The organism is Geobacillus sp. PK12, from assembly GCF_004123125.1.
In the GTDB taxonomy this organism is placed as follows: Bacteria; Bacillota; Bacilli; order Bacillales; family Anoxybacillaceae; genus Geobacillus; species Geobacillus zalihae.
On the sequence record NZ_SDKL01000045.1, the window covers coordinates 12,870 to 33,696 of the forward strand.

Genomic DNA, 20,827 nt, shown 5'->3' on the forward strand with positions numbered 1-20,827 from the left:
ACACATGGCTTTGTTCAACGATCGGGGCGCTCGTTTTCGGTTCAGCGGGAGAGCGGCGTCGCCGCGCAGGCGCATTCCTCATCGGGCCGCATGCACACTGCGCTTCCAATAGCGGCAATACAACTGGAAATAAAATCCTTTTGCGGCCAACAGCTCTTCATGCGTCCCTTGCTCGATCACTTTGCCTTCGTTGAGCACAAGGATGCGGTCGGCATGTTGAATCGTGTTCAACCGATGGGCGATGACCAAGCACGTCCGGCCGTTCATGAGCCGCGCGAGCGCTTCTTGAATGCGCACTTCGGTCACCGTATCGATGTTGCTCGTCGCTTCGTCCAAAATCAAAATGGCCGGGTCGGCGATCATCGCCCGAGCGATGGCCAACAGCTGCCGCTGCCCTTGGCTGATTCCGCCGCCTCCTGGGGCCAAAACGGTGTCATAGCCGTCCGGCAGCTTCATAATAAAGGAGTGGGCATTCGCCTGGCGCGCCGCCTCCTCGACTTCTTCATCGGTCGCCTCAAGCCGGCCGTAACGAATGTTGTCGCGGATCGTTCCGGCGAACAAAAACGTATCTTGAAGCACAAATGCCATATGCCGGCGCAAACTCGCCCGCTTGATCGTCCGGCTGTCGCGCCCGTCGATCAAAATCACTCCTCGATCTGGATCGTAAAAGCGGGTCAACAGCTGCAATACGGTCGTTTTGCCGGCTCCAGTTGGGCCGACAAGCGCGACCGTCTCCCCTGGGGCGATGGAAAAGGTGACGCCGTCGAGCGCCGGGCGCTGTTTGTCGTAAGAAAAGACGACTTGACGAAACTCAATGCGTCCATCAAGCCGGTCCAAGGCCACCGCTTCCCGCTCGTCTTCCTCTTCTTTCGGCAAATCCAAAATTTCCAACACCCGTTCAGCGCCAGCCAACGCCGACAGCAACGTGTTCCATTGGTTGGCCAGGTCATTAAGCGGTCTGGTAAACTGGCGGGCGTATTCGACAAACACGACGATCGTCCCGACCGATATCGCTCCTTTGGCCGCCAGCCATCCGCCGACGCCAGCGATGAGGGCGAAGCTTACGTTGTTTAAAAAGTTCATCAGCTTCGGGATGAAGCCGGAATACGTTTGCGCCCAAAACCCGGCTTGTTTCAGCTCGGCGTTTTTGCGCGCCAATTCAGACTCCATCCGCTCTTCTTGGGAAAACAGCTTCACGACTTTCTGTCCGGAAATGACCTCTTCGATAAAGCCGTTCATCTCACCGAGCGCCCGTTGCTGCTCACGGAAACGCACCCGCGTCCGGTTTGTGATCCAGCGCATGCCCACATACATCAGCGGCACGACAACAAGCGTTACGATCGTCAACACCACACTCTGTGAAAGCATGACCACTATAGCGCCCATCAAAGTCAACGTGCTCGAGACGACCTGGACAACAGTACTGTTAAATGTCTGGCTCATATTGTCGATGTCGTTTGTAATCCGGCTCATCAGCTCCCCTTGCTGGCGGCGGTCAAAAAACGAAATCGGCAGCTCATGAAAATGGCGAAACAACCGCTCTCTGATCGCATGCACCGTCCGCTGGCCGACATCGATCATCCAATAGTTTTGCAAAAACGTCGCCGCGCCAAGGGCCATATAAATGGCAAGAAGCAAAACGAGCGTCGCTAAAAAACCGTCCGTCCTCCGCTCGACGATGTACACATCGACCGTCCAGCCGATGACGTACGGACCGGCGAGCGCCAGCGCTGAGCTGACGACAACCATGGCCATAGCCGCAAACAGCTTTCGCTTTTGCGGAGCGATAAATGCCCAGAGCCGCCGCAAGGTGCCGACGCTGTTTTTTGCCCGCTGCGGACTTGCGCCAACACGCGCTCCGTGCGGGCTATGCCGTAGTGACATCCACCGATCCCTTCTTTCCTTCCTGCGTGGCGACGATGCGTCGATACAGTTCGCTTGCCGCCAGCAGTTGTTCATGGCTTCCTTGCGCGATCAGGCGGCCGTCTTCCAAAAGCAAAATGGTATCCGCCGCCATCGCTGTGCTCACCTTTTGCGTCACCATCACCGTCGTGCACGCATACCGCCGCAACGCTGCGAGCAGCTTTGCTTCCGTCTCTGCATCGAGCGCGCTTGTGCTGTCATCCAAAAGCAAAACGCGCGGTTGCCCAACCAAGGCGCGGGCGATCGACAGCCGCTGCTTTTGCCCGCCTGATAAATTGACGCCCTTTTGACCGATCCGTGCGTCGTATCCATCCGGAAACCGAGTGATGGTTTCATGAATTTGTGCATCGCGAGCCGCTTGCACAAGTTCTTCCATCGACGCAGTGATGTTGCCAAAGCGGAGATTGTCCGCGACCGTCCCTGAAAACAGCAGCACTTCCTGCGGGACAAAGCGCACCGCCGTCCGCAGCTGTTCGGCGGAAAACTCGCGCACATCGACGCCATCAATCAACACGCGCCCGGCGCCTGGTTCATACAGCCGGGGGATGAGCTGAAGAAGCGTCGATTTGCCGGAACCAGTCGCCCCTAAAATAGCCGCCGTTTCTTGCGCGTGGATGACAAACGATACGTCAGAAAGCGCGTCAAGTTCGCTGTCTGGATAGCGGAACGAAACGTGCTCAAAGCGAATTTCCCCGCGCCGGACGATCGGTTCATCGGCTCTGTGCTCCCCGCTTCGCTCTTCCGGCACCTCAAGCAGTTCAGCGAGGCGGGCGGCCGAGGCGCGCGCCCGCGAGAACGCCATGGTAATAAACGTAAACATCGACAACGCCGCCGTCGCCCGCGTCGCGTAGTTGACGACGGCGACGACTTGCCCGGCGCTCGCCGTCCCGGACTCAACATCCAGGCGGCCGAAAAACAGCAGAGCGAGAATGGCCGTGTTCATCAAAACCAACAACACCGGGCTGATCGTCTCGATGAGGCGCAGCACGCCCATCGTCCGCTCCATGAGCGCATTGTTCGCCGCCGCAAATCGCTCCTCTTCATATTCTTTTCTCATCCATGCTTTGATGAGGCGCATGCCGGCCAAATTTTCACGCATCACGCCATTCACTCGATCGAGCGCCCGTTGGACGGCGGAAAAGGACGCCGCTGCCCTTTGCACAACCCACAATAAAAAAGCGGCGGAAAGCGGAACCGCGACCGCTAAAACCAACGCCAGACGAGCATGGACGACAAACGCCATCGCGACGCCAAAGACGACCAGAAGCGGTGCACGCAAGGCGATGCGCAAACTCATAAACAACATGTTTTGCACTTGGGTCACATCGTTCGTCATCCGGGTGATGAGCGAGGCCGGCGCCAACTGCTCGATGCGCGCAAGCGAAAACGATTGGATTTTGGCAAACAGCGCCGTCCGCAGCGCAAATCCGTACTCCTGACCGACGTAGGCAGCAGCAAATGAGTTGGCGATGCCCGAGGCAAACGCCAACAGCGACGCCCCGAGCATCACGGCTCCCCACGTGAAAATGGCCGCAACATCCTGTTTCATGACACCATCGTCGATGATTTTCCCCATCAACAGCGGCTGCCAAAGCTCGATGATGAGCTCGGTCAACATAAACAACCAAGCCAACGCCATCCACTTCCAGTATGGCCGCAAATAGATAAGCACCCGCCCCATGTCTGCGCCACTCTCCTCTCCATTCCGATCGCGGGGCCCAGCCGCCGTTCATCGTTGTGTATAATTTTATTCTAAACCCGAAATATTTATTTGACAATGAGAATGCATTTGCAGAAGCGGAGATGCTCCCGGCCAAGAGGAACAAAACCCCCGAACGAATGTCTCATCGCTCGGGGGCCATCGGCGGCAATAGGGGAACAACTGGTCTGTTCAGTCGTTTCGATCGAGATGCCCGACTGGCGGGTGACTGAACAACACCGCTTCCAGACCCATGCATGGGTCTGTGAAGCAGGGGGTTATTCAGTCTTCCGTCACACCTTGCCTTCAGCAGTCGGAAAAATAGACGACACGCTTTTGGGCCAGCGAAATGTGAAACCTTCCCGTTGATTCGGCATGAGAGCCATGTCTATGACGAACGCTGACGCCATGCCGAATAAAGCGCCTCCTGGCTAATATGGTCGAAAGAGCTTGGCGGTGCAAGGGACAACAGCTGTTGTTCATCGCCAACGATCGGCAACAGCCGGTCGAGCTTGGCCATCAGCAAAATCTTTTCGATAGCGGCGTTATCCCGGACGACGATGGCCATGGCGCGGCTTTCGCTGACGATTTGCTTAAAAAAGCGGACAAGGAGCGCTAATCCAGTACTGTCCAAAAATCGAAGGCCGCTCACGTCGACAACGACAAGGCGGCGCTTGACAGCAGCCACCGCCGTCGCCAGCTTTTGTTCCGCCGCGAGCTGCGTATCATAGGCGAGCCGTCCAGTTAGCTTGATGCATTCGTATGCGCGTTCTACAACCATTTCCAATTCAAACGACAACCGATGCTGTTTCATTGTATCCCCCTATCGTTGACCAGCCATGTCCTGCCCTCGGCCACCACCCGCATTCGTTCCGATCACATGGGTGCATCATGGCACCAAAGCCCGTTATGTTGCATTCCGACTCATTTTCATGACAAGCATCCGACGGCCGCCCTTCCGCTCAACCCACGTGACGTCATCCATAATTTCACGGATGAGCAAGAGCCCTCGCCCGGATTCGGCGAGCAATACATCAGAGAGCGTCATGTGATCGAGCTGCTCGATCACGTCCGCCGGAACGCCGCCGCCCTCATCCTCAACCGCCACGGCCACATCAGCGCTTGTGACGAAAAAGGAGAGCGAAATCGTCCCCGCCTCCATCCCCGCCCGTTGAACAGCTTTAACGGCATTGACGACCGCTTCATGCACCGCCAACACAAACAATTCCGCATCACGGACCGCAAACAACGAAGCAGCCTGCTCTGCAAGAAGATGGCAAACCAAAACCGCTTCCTCGTCCGCCCGGCAGCGCACGATCCATGCACACACCACAAAGCGTCCCGCCTATCCATGAACCGTGATGGACAATAAGCAAATGTCGTCGGAAGGGCTGACGAGCGGCGGACCTTGGCTGATTAAACGTTCAAGGAAGCGTTTATCCGGCAAATGGCGGCACATTTGCGTGCATGAGCGAATTTTTTCAATGCTTTGCAAAATCGACGGATCGATCTCCTCTAAAATGCCGTCTGTATACAAAAGGAGGCGGGCCCGCTTGTCGTAATGAATCACCCCTTTTTCAAACGGCAAGGAAAACGGGCTGCCGATCGCCAAACCGCCTTTGTCCAACTCATGGACGCTTCCATCGTCAAACACGAGCAGCCCAGCCGGATGGCCGGCGTTCGTATATTCAATTTTTCGCTCTTTCGTGTCAATCACTAAATAAATCATGGAAAACAGGTGACGGATGTCGTTGGCCTCATCAGGAAACAACGTTTGCACATGCTTTTCCAGTTCGCTCGCCACCGAGACCGGGTCGATGACGCGCACGATCAACCCGCGCAAAAGCGAGCGAAGCAGCATGCTCACCAAGGCCGACGAAATGCCGTGGCCCATCACGTCGATGACGATCACCCCGTAGCGGTACAGGTCGATTTGATAGCAAGCGTAAATATCGCCTGACAAATCATCGGATGGAATATAGACGGCATCCATCGTCACCGCCTCGTTTTGAATGAGCGGCGTCAGCAAATTTTGCTGAATTTTTTTGGCCAGCTCGACTTGGCGCCGCCGCTCCGCCTCTTTTTGCTTTTGCTTCGTCTCATCTTCGATAAGGACGATATATCCGTCCCCCTGAAGCACGGGAATGACCGTATAGGCGACATTGGCGGACGTGCCGTCCGGACGCTGAACCATCCCTTTGCCGCATCGCTGCTCTTTGGGAGGAAATGGAAGCCATGTTGGGCCGCCGCAACGAAAGAGCGACCATACCGGGCGGCCGACCGCCTCTTCTTTTCGGCGTCCAAACAGCCGCTCTGCACTAAGCCCCCAATCTTGCACAATTCCGTCCGCCGCCACCGGAACAACCGCAAACGGGGCGGAATCGCAAATGACTTCGAGCCACTCAGACGGCGTCGGTCGATCAGCCGGAGGCATAGCGGTTTGTTCAACAAAATGCCAAACGAGCCATTCTCCCTCGCTGCCTGACAACCGATAGACGTTCATCCAGCTCATGTATGCTTTCCCGCTTTTCGCCACATGGCGCGCTTCTCCTTGCCAACATCCGTCCTTTTTTACCGCCTCGGCGATGCCGTCCAACAACGCGGCCGACCATTCGGCTGAAAACAGAACGCCGACCGGCCGCCCGACTAATTCGTTTTTGGCAAATCCGAGCCATCTTGGCGTCGGTTCGCTGACCGCAACAATCGAAAGTTGACGGTCGGTAATCACCATGCCGCTGCCCAACTGTTCCGCGTCTAGCTGATCGATCGCCTGTACATTCGCCTTCACCATCGTTCAACCCTTTTTCGTTATAATCAAAATCAATAGCCTTCAGCTGACACCGGCTTCCCGAAACAAAAACGCGCATCGGCGCCGGGTTGTTTCCACCCCGCCTTCGGGTTGCATGTTCAGCACCACATTTCGCCCATTGTTCCCATTGGGAACAGATTATTGTTGGTATTCGCGGTCTTTTGTTGATTTTCCTGCTCGCTGGCGCAGAAATCTTCTAGTCCGTTTTTCTTATTTTGCCGATGATCCAAACCGCCGGCGAATCGCCGCAATCACAAGCAAGAGCACCGGAATGATGATTTGCAGCGGGATGTGCAAGTAAAAGGTGACGATCTTCAACCCCTCGTAAATGTGCTCTGCGTAGTTGCTGGCGATGGCGACAGACAAAAGCAGCACAAGCAATCCAAGCGGGTAAACGATCCGCTGGTGTCTTGATATGCCAAACAGGTGGGCCGCTCCGACGAGCCCGGCATAAAAAAAGATCGAGATTTTAAAAAAGCCGCCGATAATGAGCGCGATCATGAAAAAAACATCAAGCCGCTCGAAAAAATGGGCGACTTGCACGCGGCGGATCGTATCAAGCAGCGGAAACGCCGAGCGAGACGCAGCATCCGGGCCGAGAACAGCCATATTGATCGCGGCAATGACCGCCAAGTTCACCCCGGTGAACACCATGCCAGCGATGGCGGCCCGGTTCACTTTCGCGGGGTTGTTCGTATACGGAAACAACATCGTAAACACGATCATCTCACCAAACGGCACATACAACGTTTCCGTGAACACCGTTTTCCACACTCGGTTCCACCCTTCCTCCAGCACCGGCTGCAGCTGAGACAGATCGACGATCCCGGAAACCAATACGAGCACAAACCCCGACAGCGCCAACACATAAAGCAGGGTCAAAAACAGTTCGCCGGTGCGCGCCAGCACTTCCAATCCTTTATAGGCGCCGTACATGACAACCAGCGCCATAATGGCGTTTAAGACAAACAACGGCGTTTCCGGGTAGGCAAACGTCAACAACAACTCGCCGAAGTCGCGCAACACGCGAGCGGCAATGTAAAGAAAATACGTCACATATACGATTCCTAACAATTTGCCAAGAGGCGCCCCAACAATGCGCTGCATATAGACGATCAATGGCTGATCAGGATAATAGCGAAACAAACGCCCATAAACAGAGAATACAAGCAGCCCGAGCGCCAGTCCAAGCAAAATGGCGATCCACACGTCCTGTTTGGCGCTCGTGCCGAGCGGAATGACGATGGCGCTGCCGTGTTCGAACAATACGATTAAAACGAACATTTGGCGTGCATTGATTTTTATGCGTTCCAACTGAATTTCACCGCCTTTATCTGTTTGCGCGCTTCCCATCTCCCCTATCACAACGATTTATCCTCTCGGCGTATACGGTTTATTGCGCAATCCTGTGCGGCGAATATACATATCAGCGGTTACGGTGACGTCAAGCTCAGGAAAATAACGATCATGCCACTTACTTTCAATTTTTTTCCACAGGCGTGGGTCAGTGCGATGAACGGCCTCGCCAAATCCGAAAACATCCGTTTTGTCGCGTTGGGCTGTTTCGATCGCTTCTTCCACTTCTTGCTTTAAATTTTTCTTGATTTCTTTCTCTAGCTGGAACAGCATGCTGGCATCACTTAAATCAATGGGTACGCGAGTTTCAATCACGTCCCCTTCGGCCTGAATATGAACGGAAATCACCGGCCGACCGTCTTTTACCTTCGCCTTGACATCCGTTTTTGCTCGCACAACCTGGTAATTGATTGCTTCTTTCTTTCCTTTCCATGAAACGGTCAGATTAGTTTGTCGAATACAATCAAGCAACCAAAGCACACCCCTTGATGACGGTCCATCCACCCAATCAACGAGACGGTCGTTTTTAAATAATGCGAGTCCTTCCAATTTAATGCGGGCATCCGGCACGGACGACTGAACGTTTTCTTGCCGTTTTCCGCGCTTCAGATCTCCTTCGACTGTCACCCCAGTGATCACCAAATTGCGGCCTGCAGTCGCCAAGCAATGAATCGCTCCCCAAATATCAACATGAACCGTTTCTCCCCAATTTTTGCTGGAAAATTCAATAGTTTTAATAATTTGGTTGGCGGAAATTTTATCGATCGGCGTCAACACCGTCAACACGTCTTTCGCCAAATAGGTGCGGGCGATGACCAAGTGCGCTGTCGGCCGGAGCTGGTTGCCTCGTTCCATGGCATCAAGCACCCCACTCAGCCCTTCACGTGCCACTTCTTCACCGACAACAATCAAATTCGTATGGGCGTAATAAGGGAGACGTGACAGTTTTTCCGATGCTTTTCGACTCGCTTCAACCAACGTATCCCCTGTTGATGTATAAATAGACACCGGCACGCCCGCCGCTCCGCCGCCGCGCTGCGTCGCGCCGGCGACGTTGCCTGGGTTGACCACTTGAAATGTAACTAAGTATTTTCCATCTTCCGTTTTATCCAAGCCAATAGCAACGATAAACGCCAAATCAGTCAGTTCTTTTTGGCTCCAGCAGCCGGACAACAGCCCTGCGCAGATGGCAAGGGAAACAATGACAGTGATGGCTCGCCTCATGATCCGCCCCCCTTTTCTTGACGCGATGGCGCCGGCGGCTCTGGTTTTTGATCGCCCGACTGGCGGACGATGTTTTTCTGATTGATGAGACGCGGCCGCTCGCGGAACATCCATGTAGGCAGACGAAACAGCGTATCGCCCATGTTAGTCGGAATGAACGGGGCAAGCGGCGACATGTACGGCACGCCGAACGAACGCAAGCTGCACAAATGAATCGTCATCACCAAAATCCCCATCATAATGCCATAAAAACCGAACATGGCGGCCAAAAACATCAACCCAAAGCGGATGAGCCGCGCGGAGATGGCAATGGCAAACGACGGCGTCGCAAAGCTGGCGATGGCAGTAATCGACACGACAATGACCATCGCCGACGACACAAATCCTGCTTCCACCGCCGCCTGGCCGATGACCAAAGCGCCCACGATCGACACGGCTTGACCGACGGCGCGCGGCAGGCGGACGCCGGCTTCGCGCAAAATTTCAAACGTCACTTCCATGACGAGCGCTTCGACGAATCCCGGAAACGGCACCGCCTCGCGCTGAGCGGCGATGGCGATGACGAGCTGGGTCGGGATCATTTCTTGATGGAACGTTGTCGCTGCAATATAAATGGCTGGAGCGACAAGAGAAATAAAAAAAATCAGGACGCGCAAAAAGCGCAACGCAGTCGAAATATCAAAACGGGCGTAATAGTCTTCGACCGCCTGAAAAAATTGAATGAACAACGCAGGCGCAACGAGAACGAACGGAGTTCCTTCGACAAAAACAGCCACCCGCCCTTCCAATAAATTAGCAGCAACAATATCCGGCCGTTCCGTATGATATGTCGTCGGAAAGGTGGTAAACGTTTGATCTTCGATTAATTGTTCAATATAACCGGACTCAAGCACGCTGTCCGTATCAATGCGGCGCAGGCGCGCCCTCACTTCCTTGACAATCTCGTCATTGGCGATGCCTTTGATGTACATAATGGCGACATCAGTTTGCGTCACCGTGCCGATTTGCATCGTCTCCAGCCAAAGATTCGGATTTCTAATGCGACGGCGGATCATCGCTGTGTTCGTGCGCAACGACTCCGTAAATCCCTCGCGCGGCCCGCGGACGGCGATTTGCGTTTGCGGCTCTTCGATCGAACGATATTCCCCGCCTTTCGTACTCGCGCTGATGGCAAACGGCACCCCGTCGATGAGCATGACCGTCGCTCCGGAAAACAGCTCAAAAAAGAGCTTCCTCCAGTCAGAAATATGTTTCACACCGCCGACCGCGGCGAGCTTTTTCTCGATCCATTGAAACCGCTCTTTTTCCTCAAGCGCCAGCGGAAACGACGCTTGAAGCAGCGGCGTCAGCACAAACTCGTACACGTTTTTCTCATCAACAAGCCCGTCGACAAAAATGATAGCCGCCTTGATTTGCCATTCCTGGCCCAACGCAAAACGGCGAATGACAACATCGTTGCTCTCTCCGGTCTTTTGGCGAATGATGTCAATATTGACGGCCAGTTCAGCAGAAAGCGGCTCTTGCGGGACATCCGACGCCTCGCCGCTATGGTCCGGTCCTTCTTGCTTGACGTCCATTCGCTTTTTCTGCCGGCTCATCCCCCATTGAAACAGCATGCCCCTCTCCTCCTCGCTCCGCATCATTTTATCATCCATTATAGACAAGCGGCCAAAAACGTATACGACAGCGTATCGTTTCCTTCTTGCTAGCAAACACTAACCTCAAAAAGCGGCAGGTGTCTGGCGTTGAAAATCATTTTTGTCTCTCTCACCTTTCTCTTGCTTCTGATCACTACCGCCGTCGGAATGGACAGGCTGATGGGACTGACGTTATACCAATCGCTCCATAACGTCATCAATCCGTTTCGCGTCATGGAGACGCCTGAGCTGTTCATCTTATTTCTGTTCCTTCTTTTGTGGGTGCTCGATTTGTTGACCGTATGGCTTTGGCGGCGGAAAAAAACGGCTTCTTGACAAAAAATGAAACGGGCAGGAATCTTCCCCTGCCCGTTTGCCTGTCATTTTTCGATTTTCTCCCACATGTGCCGCTCTTCTAGCCATTGACGCACATGGAGGTTGTATTCATCGAGTGGGAGGCTGAATGAATCGCCGTCGCTTTGCAGCAATTCAATATTCCCCTGCCATGCGCGCCCCCCGCCGATGATGTCCTCCACCGGCTCATTCCATAAATCTTGTTTGAGCGCCTGGACAAACGACTCGATCTCCTTCGGCTCGGCAAGCACAACCTCTGCCCGCCCAGTTTCCACATTTCGGATCGTCACCTGACGGATCGGTGAATAGCCCCCTGGGCGAAGCAGCAAATAATATTGCTGCTTATATTCTTTTGAACCCATGATGCGCTGAAAATACGGCATGTACGGTTCAATCGGCACTACGTAGCGGCGGAGGAGGCGCGTGCCGTCTTTCAGCACATAGCCGATCACAACTGTCCGGATGTTGGCAAACCGAGGCGGCGACGGCTGATCGTGCACAAGCTGCTCATGGAACGCCCTTACAGCTTTGATGTTGTCTTGGCTGCGCAAAAACTGGTCAACCTCTTCAAATGAGCGGCCTATCATTTCAGGATGTTCAAAATTCATGGCCGATTGGCCGAAATATACTTGTTTGATGTCCGCCAGCGCCGGCACGCGCTGTTCATAACCGAGGGGATCGAAATGAACAAGCAGGCAGATGACCCCCATCGCTCCCGCAAACGCGATATATCCTTTCCAACGGTGAAAGACGCGCCACGTTTTCGCAATCACCATCTGGGCAATGGCATACCCGATCAAGGAAAAGCTGATATAGCCGAATATCGTCCAGTTCCACTTGCTTTCTACGTTTCCGAAATAGAAACCGCCAACAAGCCAAGAACAAAATGCCACTCCATACACAAACAGCGGGCGAAGCACTGAAAAGGCGAGCGCCTGCCCGGCCGCTTCCGTCGGCCGCCGCTCGTACAGCCAAATGGACAAACTGAAAAATAGAAGCGACAACAGCAGCAACATCCCGATTTCTCCCGCACTCATCGCTTGATCCGTCAGCATCGCATAACGAATCGGCATCACCCACTGTTCCAGTTCGCTTGATAAATAGTACATATCCGGAAATCCGTATAATAATAGCGACAAGTTGCTAAACATAAGGACCATGATGCCGGCCGGAAAAACGAGAAAAGTGTTTGTCAACACAATATGAAGCACCGATTGGCCGACAAGCACCCCCATAACGATGCTAAAAGCAAAAATAACCGTTTCCATCACCAGCGTCTCACCGAACCAGCGCCCTACATCCGCCGCCCCAATCGGCCACGGGAGATCGAGCCCATACAGGCATCCAATGGCGGCCAACGCGGTCACGGCAAGCGGCACAATTAAAAGCATCCAGCCAAATAGCACTTGCCCCACAAGCAGTTCGGTGCGGCGGATTGGCAAGCTATGGATGAAATCAGCCGACCGTTTCTCGTGCATGTAGCGAAGCACACCGGCCGCCGCCAAGATCGGGACAAGCCAAGCAATCAACGTCTCGAACCCGTTGGATATATAGTATACGTTCTTCCATTGCGGCACATTTCCGACTTTTGGATCATATTGCGAGTACGAAAGCCCAATCGGCAATACGATCGCCGCCAGCCATAACAGCAGATGAATGATGGCAATCCAGCCGATTTGGCGAACATTTTGCGTCCACATGGCGCGGTTAGCCGACAACCGTTTCGCGGACATCGACAACATCCCCCATTTCATACACAAAAATTTCTTCCAACGACAACGGCAAGACGTCAAGAATGAGCGGAGCAAACGAACTCACCGTCTCTTCGATGGATCGTTTCTCGCCGCGGACGACAAGAAGAACGATGCTGCCGCGCTCCTCGCGATGCACGATGTCAAGGCGTTCGGCCAACTCGCTCGGAAATCCGCCGCGAAACGCGACTTGAATTTTATGCATCCCGGCGCGCAGCTCGTTTAAATCGCGCTCCATCCGTACGGTCCCTTGCGCCATCAATCCGACGATGTCGCATAAATCTTCGAGCTCGCGCAAATTGTGCGACGAAATGACGACCGTCATCTCCCGTTCGGCCACTTCTTCTATGAGCAGCTGCTTCACATGACGGCGGACGAATGCATCGAGCCCATCAAGCGGCTCATCCATAATGAGCACATCCGGCTGGACGGAAAAGGCGAGCCAAAACGCCGCTTGGCGCTGCATGCCTTTGGAAAACTGCTGAATTTTTTGATCAACATCAAGCGAAAAAGCGGACCGCAATTCTGTAAACCGCCCGCGGCTGAACGACGGGTACAGTTGCTCGTAAAAATCCGCCATTTGCCGAATCGTCGCGTGCGGAAAAAAGTAGACAAAGTCCGGCAAAAACAAAAGGCGTTGCTTCACCCGGACATTTTCCCACACATCCTCCCCGTCCACTGTAATCGTTCCGCGATCTTGGCGGAGAATGCCGGCCATCATCTTTAGCAGCGTCGTTTTCCCGGCGCCGTTCGGGCCGAGCAGCCCGTAAATCGATCCTTTTGGCACCATCATGTTCGCGCCCTTGACAGCGGCAAATCGATCAAACGTTTTTGTCACGTCCACGAGTTGAATCATCGTTTTCCCCCTCTTTCTCCCCTTCTATGATCCATCGCCATAACTGCTCGTCTGTCACCCCTAAAAACCGTGCTTCCTTGACAAGGCGGACAAACTGCTCACGGACCGCAGCGATCGCCTCGATGTTTGGTTCTTTCGAGCGCGGCGCAACGAAACTGCCTTTCCCTGGAATCGAATAAATCCAGCCATCGCGCTCAAGTTCGCGATACGCTTTTTGAATCGTGTTCGGGTTGACCATCAATTGTTTTGCCATCATCCGGACCGACGGCAGCTGATCGTGCGGCTGCCATAGTTCGCGAACGATCATTTCTTTCATTTTGTCAATCAGCTGCTCGTAAATCGGTTGGCGGCTTCGCCAATCGAACTCAAACATCTCCCCTCCTCCTCTCATTGTCACAACCGTACTACATCTAATAGTACACACAAAACAGAAGAAAGGCAATAGTTTTTTCCAAAATAAAGAAAGAATCCATCCCTGGATTCTTTCTTCCTCTCATTCCGACGCCGTCGGCCGCCGCGTTGACCGTTGCCGCTCGGCGGGCTGATACGTCTGAACAAACAGCCCATCTCCTTCGAGCCACTCGGCGATCAACACGTCTTTTGGCGAGGCAATTCCTTGTTTTTGCAGTTTGGCGGCCAGCCATTGCTCCGTTTTCCCAAGCTCCGCTAATTCGTCTGCCAACAGCTGGCCATCCCGGATCAGCGTCACCGGGACATACACCGGGTGGGGTGGCAGACGGAAATCTTCACGCCGATCGTCAAATGAAGCCATTTCATGCTGCGCCCCCCTTGCATGCCGTTGATGTTCGCCCTTTCTTCCCTGTATTGTGCCCCCTGCCGCCTGAGAAGTTTCGCTGTTGGTTTGCCGTTTGGACGGATAAATTACCCTAGACTGGAAACACTATCGTTCTAGAGATCGTATAGAAAGAAAGGGATCCATGATGAACGGACAGCCGCTTAGCGTCCTGCAACTATTATTCATGGTCATGCTGTCGGTCGGGCTGATGAATCATGTCATCATCATCCCCTTTATGCTTGAGGCCGCCCACCGCGATGCGTGGATCGCCGCCTTGGGAGCGTTGGCAGGTTTGCTCGTTTGGCTGCCGCTTCTTTATTTCATCGCCAAGCAGCTGAACGGGGAGCGGCTGTTTGACTGGCTGAAAAGCCGGTTTTCGAGCGCGGCTGCTTATGCGGTGGCCGGTGTCAGCAGCGCTTTTTTGCTTCTTCATAGTTTTGTCACGTTAAACGATACGGTCACGTTCACCACCACCTCTTATTTGACGGCGACGCCGAGATGGGCGCTGATTCTTGTCATCGTGGCCGTTTGTTTTTATAACTCGTACCAAGGCATCGACTCGATTGCCAACACTTCCATGATCATTTGCCCGTTCGTCATCGTGTTTGGTTTTTTCGTGATGCTCTCGACCACACCGCATAAAGATTATTCACTGCTCAAACCAATGCTTGAGCACGGCATGGAGCCTGTATGGCGCGCCATGATGTACGCGGGGGCCGGATATGCGGAAGTGATTGTTCTTTTGTTTCTTTCTCATCGCCTGCCTCGCCCGTTTTCATGGAAGGCGCTTGCCGCGATTGCCTTCTTCACCGCCGGGCTGAGCATCGGGCCGACGATTGGCGCCATCACCGAATTTGGCCCCGAGCAGGCGACGCGCCTCCGCTATCCGGCGTTTGAGCAATGGCGGATGGTCAGCTTAGGGACGTACATTGAACATGTCGACTTTATGTCGATCTACCAATGGATATCAGGAGCCTTTATCCGCATCTCCTTGTCGACGGCGCTCATTGTAGAGCTGTTTCCGATCCGCCACCCGCAAACCCGGCGCTGGGTGCTCATTGTTCTTTACTTGGCGATCACATTGGCGGCGCTCGCACCAATCAGCGATGAACAGTTTTTGCATGTTGTCAAACATGGGGTGCTGCCGGCATCGCTGCTGTTTAGTCTTGCGCTGTCCGTTGTGTTGAGTGGTTTCGCTTTGTTGGCATATCGCAAAAAGAAAAGAGGGATGGCAGGATGAAACGACCGACGCGCGCCGCCGAAGGCAAGCGGTTGAAAGACGATTACACAGGACTCGAGACCGTCATCATCTCCGAAGAGGCGCTGCGCACGATGTACGCCAAATGTCCTGATGTTATCATGACGGAAGCCGCGATTCCATCCTCTTTGCCTGACGGCTCGACGGCTGTCGTGCACTTGTTGTTTATCTATTGCGAGGAATTGTGCAATGCGCAAATGCTGCAAAAGGCCGTCTATCCGATGTTCCGTGAACTGTGCGAACAGCATCCGTGCTTTACGGCTGCCGACATCGAGGCTCGCAAACCGGCGGCGCTTGAGTATATGGGAAAAGAAGTGCGGATCGATGATCTCAACTTCAGGCTGTTTAGCGGCGATTTGCTCATTTATTTCCATGAAGCCGATGTCTTGTACACGATGCCGCTCGCCAGCCCGCCAAACCGCGACCCGGAAGAGCCGAACACGGAAGTATCGATCCGCGGACCCAAAGATGGATTTATTGAAGAAATCAGCAAAAACGTGGCGCTCATCCGCAAGCGGCTGCGCTCGCACCGGCTCGTCTATGAACCGTTTGTCATCGGCACGCGCAGTCAGACAAAGGTCGGGCTTCTCTACGTCGATGATATTGCCAATACAGAAATCATCGACGAAGTGAGAAGCCGTCTGCTCAGTTTGTACATCGACTCGGTGACAAGCACCAACCAAATTGAAGAGTGGTTGTCCGACACCCGGTTTTCTTTGTTCCCGATGTTCGGTTATACCGGGCGGCCCGATTTTGCCGTCAATTCGCTCCTCAACGGCCGTTTTATCATCTTGGTCGACGGGGCGCCGACCGCCTTGATCGGACCGGGCAATTTAACCTTTTTGCTGAACACGTCGGAAGACAACAACACGTTTTTCTTGTTTGTCGTATTTCAGCGCCTGCTCCGGCTCGTCGGCACTTCGGTCGCCATTTATTTGCCGGGCGCCTGGATCGCCTTGACTTCGTTCCATCCAGACCAGCTTCCATTCACCTTGCTGGCGACGCTCATTTTGTCGCGCCAAGGAGTGCCGCTTCCGGTGCCGCTGGAGATGTTTGTGATGATGATTTTGTTTGAGGTGTTTAAGGAAGCCGGGATGCGGCTGCCAATCGCCATCGGGCAGACGCTGTCCGTCGTCGGCGGCTTAATCATCGGCCAGGCGGCGATCAACGCCGGGCTCGCCGCCCCGGCCACACTCGTCATTGCCGCCATTTCCGTCATCTCGACATTCACGCTCGTCAATCAAAACATGGCCGGAAGTGTCACCTTGCTGCGCTTTATTGTCCTGACGGCCTCCACCGTTCTTGGCCTGTTTGGCTTCATTCTGTCGCTGTTTTTCATCTTGACTTATGCGGTCAACTTGCGCACCTGCGGCGTTCCGTATCTCACGCCGCTGGCGCCGCCCTCAAAAGATATCGGGAAAGTATTTATCCCGAGCACATGGAAACAGTTCCGCACGCGCGACCGCATTGTCCGTCCAAATGATCTCGTTGCAAAAGAGAGGGAACGAAAATGAGGAAGCGAGTCATTCCCATCATCGCCTCTATCATGCTGCTTGGCGGTTGCTGGGACACACGCAACATCGATCACATTGTCTACATTCATTCAATCGGGATCGACTACAAAGATGGCCAAGTAATCGCCTACGTGCAATTGATCGATTTCACCGCCCTTGCCAAAGTCGAAGCGGGGGGCGGCAGAGAAAAAGCGACGATTTCCGTCGGCAAAGCCGCTGGCGAAACGTTTAATATCGCGACCGACAAAATCTACCCTTCCATTCAACAAAGGGTGTCATGGGGCCATGTAAAAAGCATTGTCTTTACCAAACGGGCCTTGCAAAAAGGCATCGTGGCCGATGTGATCGATGTGCTGAACCGTTACAACGAAATTCGCCATACAGCATGGGTGTACGCCACCGATGAGCCGCTTTCCGAGCTGTTTGAAGCGACGCCGCTGTTAAACGCTTCCTCCTATTATTCGCTGTTGTCCAACCCGGAAGAAATCTTTCAACAAAGTTCGTTCATCCGCCCGATCCGGCTCAGCCGGCTGATTGTCGATATGGATGAAAAAGCCGATACGGCAAGGCTTCCGTATTTAACGCTCGACCGCCGGCGCTGGATCGAAAATAAAAAGCCGAAACCGATGCTCGCTGTTTCCGGCGTGTGTTTTGTCCACCATTACAGCCTGCAGCAATGTGTCCGCCGTTCCGATCTAGAGGGACTTCGCTGGCTCGAACACGACATTCGCCGCACCCCGATTTATGTCAAACAAAAAGGGAAAACGGTCGCCTCTCTTGTCGTCCGGGACCCGAAAACGAAATGGTCGATCAAAGTGAAGAGTGGAGAGCCTGCGTTTACTGTCCAAGTGCAGGCGCAAGGCGCCATCATCGAACTGCGTGAACCGCTCTCACGAAAACAACTGACCAAACTGGCGGAACAAACGGTGAAACAAGAAATCCACCGCTTATATAAACTTGGGAAAGAGCAACAGATCGATATATTGAATCTAGCGGAGCAACTGTATCGCCAGCGTCCGGATCTCTGGAAAAAACATCAGATCAACGGCCTCATCCCACTCCATAACAACACGCTATTCGTAAACGTCGAGCTCGTCATCAGTGCATCTGGAAAAGAAAAGCTGAATTACCGCGCTGGCGATTGAAAAGACAAAAATGAAGCGCCCTCTTGCCTGCGCTCACGCTGGGAAATGGGGCTTTCTCTGGTGGCAAGGATCAAGTATAATTTAGCCATATTAAGATCTATGGTTGGAACGGGGGAGAACGATGGGGGTTCATACGGAACGAACAAGCGCCGTCAGCATGACCGTCTACCCGATTTTGTTCGCATCAGCCTCGGCCACTTTTTGAACGATGCGATGCAGGCGGTCATCCCGGCGCTCTTTCCGATTTTGCGCTCGACGGCGGCTTCGTTTACGCTCGCTGCCGCTCCTTGGCGCCTTGGCGGTTTGGCTGCTGAAAGACCGGACATAGCCAATGCATATTTTTCTTTCAATCTCTTTCCGCTATAATGAAAGGTGATGATGTCTATTCAGTTAGGAGATTTTTCGTATGGCGGGTTTATACATGAACCAGCACGTCCTGAACAACTTATTTTATATTTTAGTCACGATCTTTGCCTTTTCGTTTATTTATGACCATAGTCGAGCGATCCGGCAGCGCCCGCTCTATGGCCGGGCGCTGCTTGGGATTTGTTTGGCGTTGGCGGCCGTTTTGTGCATGAAATTTCCGATTTACATGGATCCGCTGTGCGTCCATGATTTCCGGCAAATTCCGTTTTTGCTTGGGACATTGTATGGCGGCGGCGCGGTCGGGGCGGTGCTGTTTGTTGTCTTGATGCTGGCGCGCACCGTTTTGTACGGATTTCAACCGCTCACCTTGATCGTTTACGCCATCATGTTTGCCATAGCGGCGGCCGCCTCGCCGCTGTTTCGCAAGCTGCCGCGGCCGAGCAAGCTCGTTATGTCGCTTTGGCTGACGTTTTTGCTCGCGGTGCTCACGACATTTGTCGCCGTGATGATTGCTGATTTTCCGGTAACGAGGCCGTATATCGCGTATTTCATTATAATGCCGCCATTCGTCATGATGTTCGCTGTCTATTTGATGGAGACGCTTCATGAGGCACAGCTCGCTCGGGCAGAGCTGATGAAGATGGAAAAAATGCAGATCGTCAGCCAAATGGCAGCGAGCATTTCCCATGAAATCCGCAACCCGCTCACCGTCGTCAAAGGGTTCATCCAGCTGATGCAAACGGGTCGGCTGCCGCGCGAAACCGAAGAGCGCTACATTCGCATCGCCTTAGAGGAACTCGAGCGGGCGGAAGCCATCATCCGCGACTATTTGACGTTTGCCAAACCGGCGCCAAAAGAGACTGAGCCGATTGATGTCGCCACCCAGCTTCAGAAAGTGCTGCAAATGATTACGCCAATGGCGCATATGCATTCGATCCATGTATCCTCTTCCCTCGAACATGGTGTCGTCATCGGAAACGTACAATATTTCCAACAGTGTTTTCTCAACTTGTTGAAAAACAGCATTGAGGCGATGCCAAACGGCGGCACGCTCCATGTTGCGGCCGAGAACCGGGGGGCATCAGTCGTCATCACCATTTCCGACAACGGCGTTGGCATGACGAAAGAACAAGTGCGCCGCTTCGGCGAGCCATACTTCAGCACAAAAGAAAAAGGCACTGGGCTTGGTGCGATGGTCGCCGTCAAAATCATCGAACAAATGGGAGGAACGTGGACGATCGAAAGCGCCGTACAAAAAGGGACGACGTTGACGATCACGTTGCCGGCAAGTCGGGTGGGACCGCCGACGGCAGAACAAAGCGCCGTCGGCTGAACGAAAAAACGGATGCCCTGTTTTGGACATCCGTTTTTTCTTGGTGATTGGCGCGATCATTTGACTTCCTCAAAATAATCTTTGTAAAACCCGCCGACTTTTCCGCTGTTGTCAATGACAAAATAAAACTCGTCGGTTTCGTTTTTTACTTCATATACCTTGCCCGGCGTCAATACATTGCTGACCATGTACTTTTCCGCGTTCGTGTGAACGCACTTTACTTTTTTGATCGTCGGCCGGGTCGCCCATGTGTGATGAATCATGGCGTCATCTCCTTCTCTTTATATTTTTCCCCTTCTTTATTGTAGCGACCCGGACAACCGGCTGCAACGTCCCATTCGCCATTTGCCGCTATGGCCGACGCCTCAAATCGTTGGCGGCGGCGGGCAACCGTGCTAACGACCTGTTGCTACGGCTCATCGCGCACCCCCTCAAATTCGATGATGCGCCCGCACGGCTCAACCATCGTTTCGCCGTTCGTTTCCACTTCGCGGAAAATTGGCTGCTCGATGCGGCGGATGGGGCGGTAGCCTTCCTGTTTCATCCTATTTCGCGCAGGAGACTCCCACTTCAACGACCAAAGGGAGTAAGTGGGAGAGGAATGCGCGTCCCCCTTTTCTTTTGTGTATGATATAATAAAGGCGTGGAGAAAACCGTTTAATAAAGGCACTCCAATAACTGCTACTCGATGTATGGAGTTGGTTACAGGAAACGTTGTAACCGTAAAACATCGAGCGTCGATCCGTCTGTTGTGTGTGGAAGCCACGTACTGCCAACAGACACACCGAGAGGGTCGGTAGCGATGC

19 protein-coding genes and 1 pseudogene are annotated in these 20,827 nt (G+C 53.7%); 6 read left to right on the forward strand and 14 right to left on the reverse strand.

Translation table 11 applies throughout. The annotated features are described in order from the left end of the window. Positions 1 to 78: 78 nt before the first annotated feature. From ETR37_RS13965 to ETR37_RS14000, 8 genes are all read right to left on the reverse strand, one after another. Positions 79 to 1,884 carry an ABC transporter ATP-binding protein gene (locus tag ETR37_RS13965; protein ID WP_047757848.1) on the reverse strand — a complete coding sequence of 602 codons (1,806 nt, stop codon included), beginning with the start codon at positions 1,882 to 1,884 and terminating at the stop codon, positions 79 to 81. After that, positions 1,868 to 3,604, reverse strand: coding sequence for an ABC transporter ATP-binding protein (locus ETR37_RS13970; RefSeq protein WP_047757847.1), 1,737 nt, complete (start codon positions 3,602 to 3,604; stop codon positions 1,868 to 1,870). Before ETR37_RS13970 ends, ETR37_RS13965 begins: the two co-directional genes overlap by 17 nt. A 406-nt stretch (positions 3,605 to 4,010) precedes the next feature. Beyond that, entirely contained in the window at positions 4,011 to 4,436 is a 426-nt protein-coding gene (locus ETR37_RS13975) for an STAS domain-containing protein (RefSeq protein WP_129447423.1), read from the reverse strand. 93 nt (positions 4,437 to 4,529) lie between these two features. Then, a complete protein-coding gene (locus tag ETR37_RS13980) occupies positions 4,530 to 4,955 on the reverse strand; it encodes an ATP-binding protein (protein ID WP_129447424.1) in 426 nt (141 codons plus the stop codon). Positions 4,956 to 4,967: 12 nt separating this feature from the next. Continuing rightward, positions 4,968 to 6,413 carry a SpoIIE family protein phosphatase gene (locus tag ETR37_RS13985; protein WP_129447425.1) on the reverse strand — a complete coding sequence of 482 codons (1,446 nt, stop codon included), beginning with the start codon at positions 6,411 to 6,413 and terminating at the stop codon, positions 4,968 to 4,970. A gap of 228 nt (positions 6,414 to 6,641) precedes the next feature. Then, entirely contained in the window at positions 6,642 to 7,745 is a 1,104-nt protein-coding gene (locus ETR37_RS13990) for a GerAB/ArcD/ProY family transporter (RefSeq protein ID WP_066233680.1), read from the reverse strand. Positions 7,746 to 7,802: 57 nt separating this feature from the next. Continuing rightward, positions 7,803 to 9,011 (reverse strand): Ger(x)C family spore germination protein, encoded by a 1,209-nt coding sequence (locus ETR37_RS13995; RefSeq protein WP_011231120.1) that lies wholly within the window; start codon positions 9,009 to 9,011, stop codon positions 7,803 to 7,805. Continuing rightward, the gene (locus tag ETR37_RS14000) at positions 9,008 to 10,627 is read right to left on the reverse strand and encodes a spore germination protein (protein ID WP_129447426.1); all 1,620 of its coding nucleotides are present in this window, start codon (positions 10,625 to 10,627) and stop codon (positions 9,008 to 9,010) included. Before ETR37_RS14000 ends, ETR37_RS13995 begins: the two co-directional genes overlap by 4 nt. A gap of 129 nt (positions 10,628 to 10,756) precedes the next feature. On the opposite strand from ETR37_RS14000, the gene ETR37_RS19195 reads away from it, so the two are divergent. After that, entirely contained in the window at positions 10,757 to 10,984 is a 228-nt protein-coding gene (locus tag ETR37_RS19195) for a YczF family membrane protein (RefSeq protein ID WP_041467851.1), read from the forward strand. Between the two features lie 44 nt (positions 10,985 to 11,028). Here the strand turns inward: ETR37_RS19195 and ETR37_RS14010 are convergent, their stop codons facing one another. From ETR37_RS14010 to ETR37_RS14025, 4 genes are all read right to left on the reverse strand, one after another. Continuing rightward, positions 11,029 to 12,735: an ABC transporter permease gene (locus ETR37_RS14010; protein ID WP_164978006.1), complete on the reverse strand. Its 1,707-nt coding sequence runs from the start codon at positions 12,733 to 12,735 to the stop codon at positions 11,029 to 11,031. Next, complete coding sequence (locus ETR37_RS14015) at positions 12,710 to 13,609, reverse strand: ABC transporter ATP-binding protein (protein WP_129447427.1); 900 nt, start codon at positions 13,607 to 13,609, stop codon at positions 12,710 to 12,712. The genes ETR37_RS14010 and ETR37_RS14015 overlap by 26 nt, the downstream gene beginning before the upstream one ends. Further along, complete coding sequence (locus ETR37_RS14020; RefSeq protein ID WP_066233659.1) at positions 13,575 to 13,982, reverse strand: GntR family transcriptional regulator; 408 nt, start codon at positions 13,980 to 13,982, stop codon at positions 13,575 to 13,577. Before ETR37_RS14020 ends, ETR37_RS14015 begins: the two co-directional genes overlap by 35 nt. 120 nt (positions 13,983 to 14,102) lie before the next feature. Continuing rightward, positions 14,103 to 14,381, reverse strand: a complete 279-nt coding sequence (locus tag ETR37_RS14025; RefSeq protein WP_014195736.1) for a YetF domain-containing protein — start codon at positions 14,379 to 14,381, stop codon at positions 14,103 to 14,105. Positions 14,382 to 14,550: 169 nt separating this feature from the next. Between ETR37_RS14025 and ETR37_RS14030 the strand changes: the two genes are divergently transcribed. The 5 genes and pseudogenes from ETR37_RS14030 to ETR37_RS14050 all read left to right on the forward strand — a co-directional run bounded on the left by ETR37_RS14030 (position 14,551) and on the right by ETR37_RS14050 (position 20,021). Further along, positions 14,551 to 15,645 (forward strand): GerAB/ArcD/ProY family transporter, encoded by a 1,095-nt coding sequence (locus ETR37_RS14030; RefSeq protein ID WP_205728147.1) that lies wholly within the window; start codon positions 14,551 to 14,553, stop codon positions 15,643 to 15,645. Next, positions 15,642 to 17,177: a spore germination protein gene (locus ETR37_RS14035; protein ID WP_129447429.1), complete on the forward strand. Its 1,536-nt coding sequence runs from the start codon at positions 15,642 to 15,644 to the stop codon at positions 17,175 to 17,177. Before ETR37_RS14030 ends, ETR37_RS14035 begins: the two co-directional genes overlap by 4 nt. Then, positions 17,174 to 18,322, forward strand: a complete 1,149-nt coding sequence (locus ETR37_RS14040) for a Ger(x)C family spore germination protein (protein ID WP_129447430.1) — start codon at positions 17,174 to 17,176, stop codon at positions 18,320 to 18,322. The genes ETR37_RS14035 and ETR37_RS14040 overlap by 4 nt, the downstream gene beginning before the upstream one ends. 121 nt (positions 18,323 to 18,443) lie before the next feature. Further along, a pseudogene (locus tag ETR37_RS19835) lies at positions 18,444 to 18,580 on the forward strand (MFS transporter); the annotation flags it as partial. A 148-nt stretch (positions 18,581 to 18,728) separates the two neighbouring features. After that, entirely contained in the window at positions 18,729 to 20,021 is a 1,293-nt protein-coding gene (locus ETR37_RS14050; protein ID WP_129447431.1) for a sensor histidine kinase, read from the forward strand. 56 nt (positions 20,022 to 20,077) lie between these two features. Here ETR37_RS14050 and ETR37_RS14055 read toward each other — a convergent pair whose 3' ends face one another. Then, complete coding sequence (locus ETR37_RS14055; RefSeq protein WP_014195730.1) at positions 20,078 to 20,284, reverse strand: DUF6501 family protein; 207 nt, start codon at positions 20,282 to 20,284, stop codon at positions 20,078 to 20,080. Positions 20,285 to 20,430: 146 nt separating this feature from the next. Further along, positions 20,431 to 20,595 (reverse strand): NETI motif-containing protein, encoded by a 165-nt coding sequence (locus ETR37_RS14060; RefSeq protein ID WP_237420273.1) that lies wholly within the window; start codon positions 20,593 to 20,595, stop codon positions 20,431 to 20,433. Positions 20,596 to 20,827: the final 232 nt, after the last annotated feature.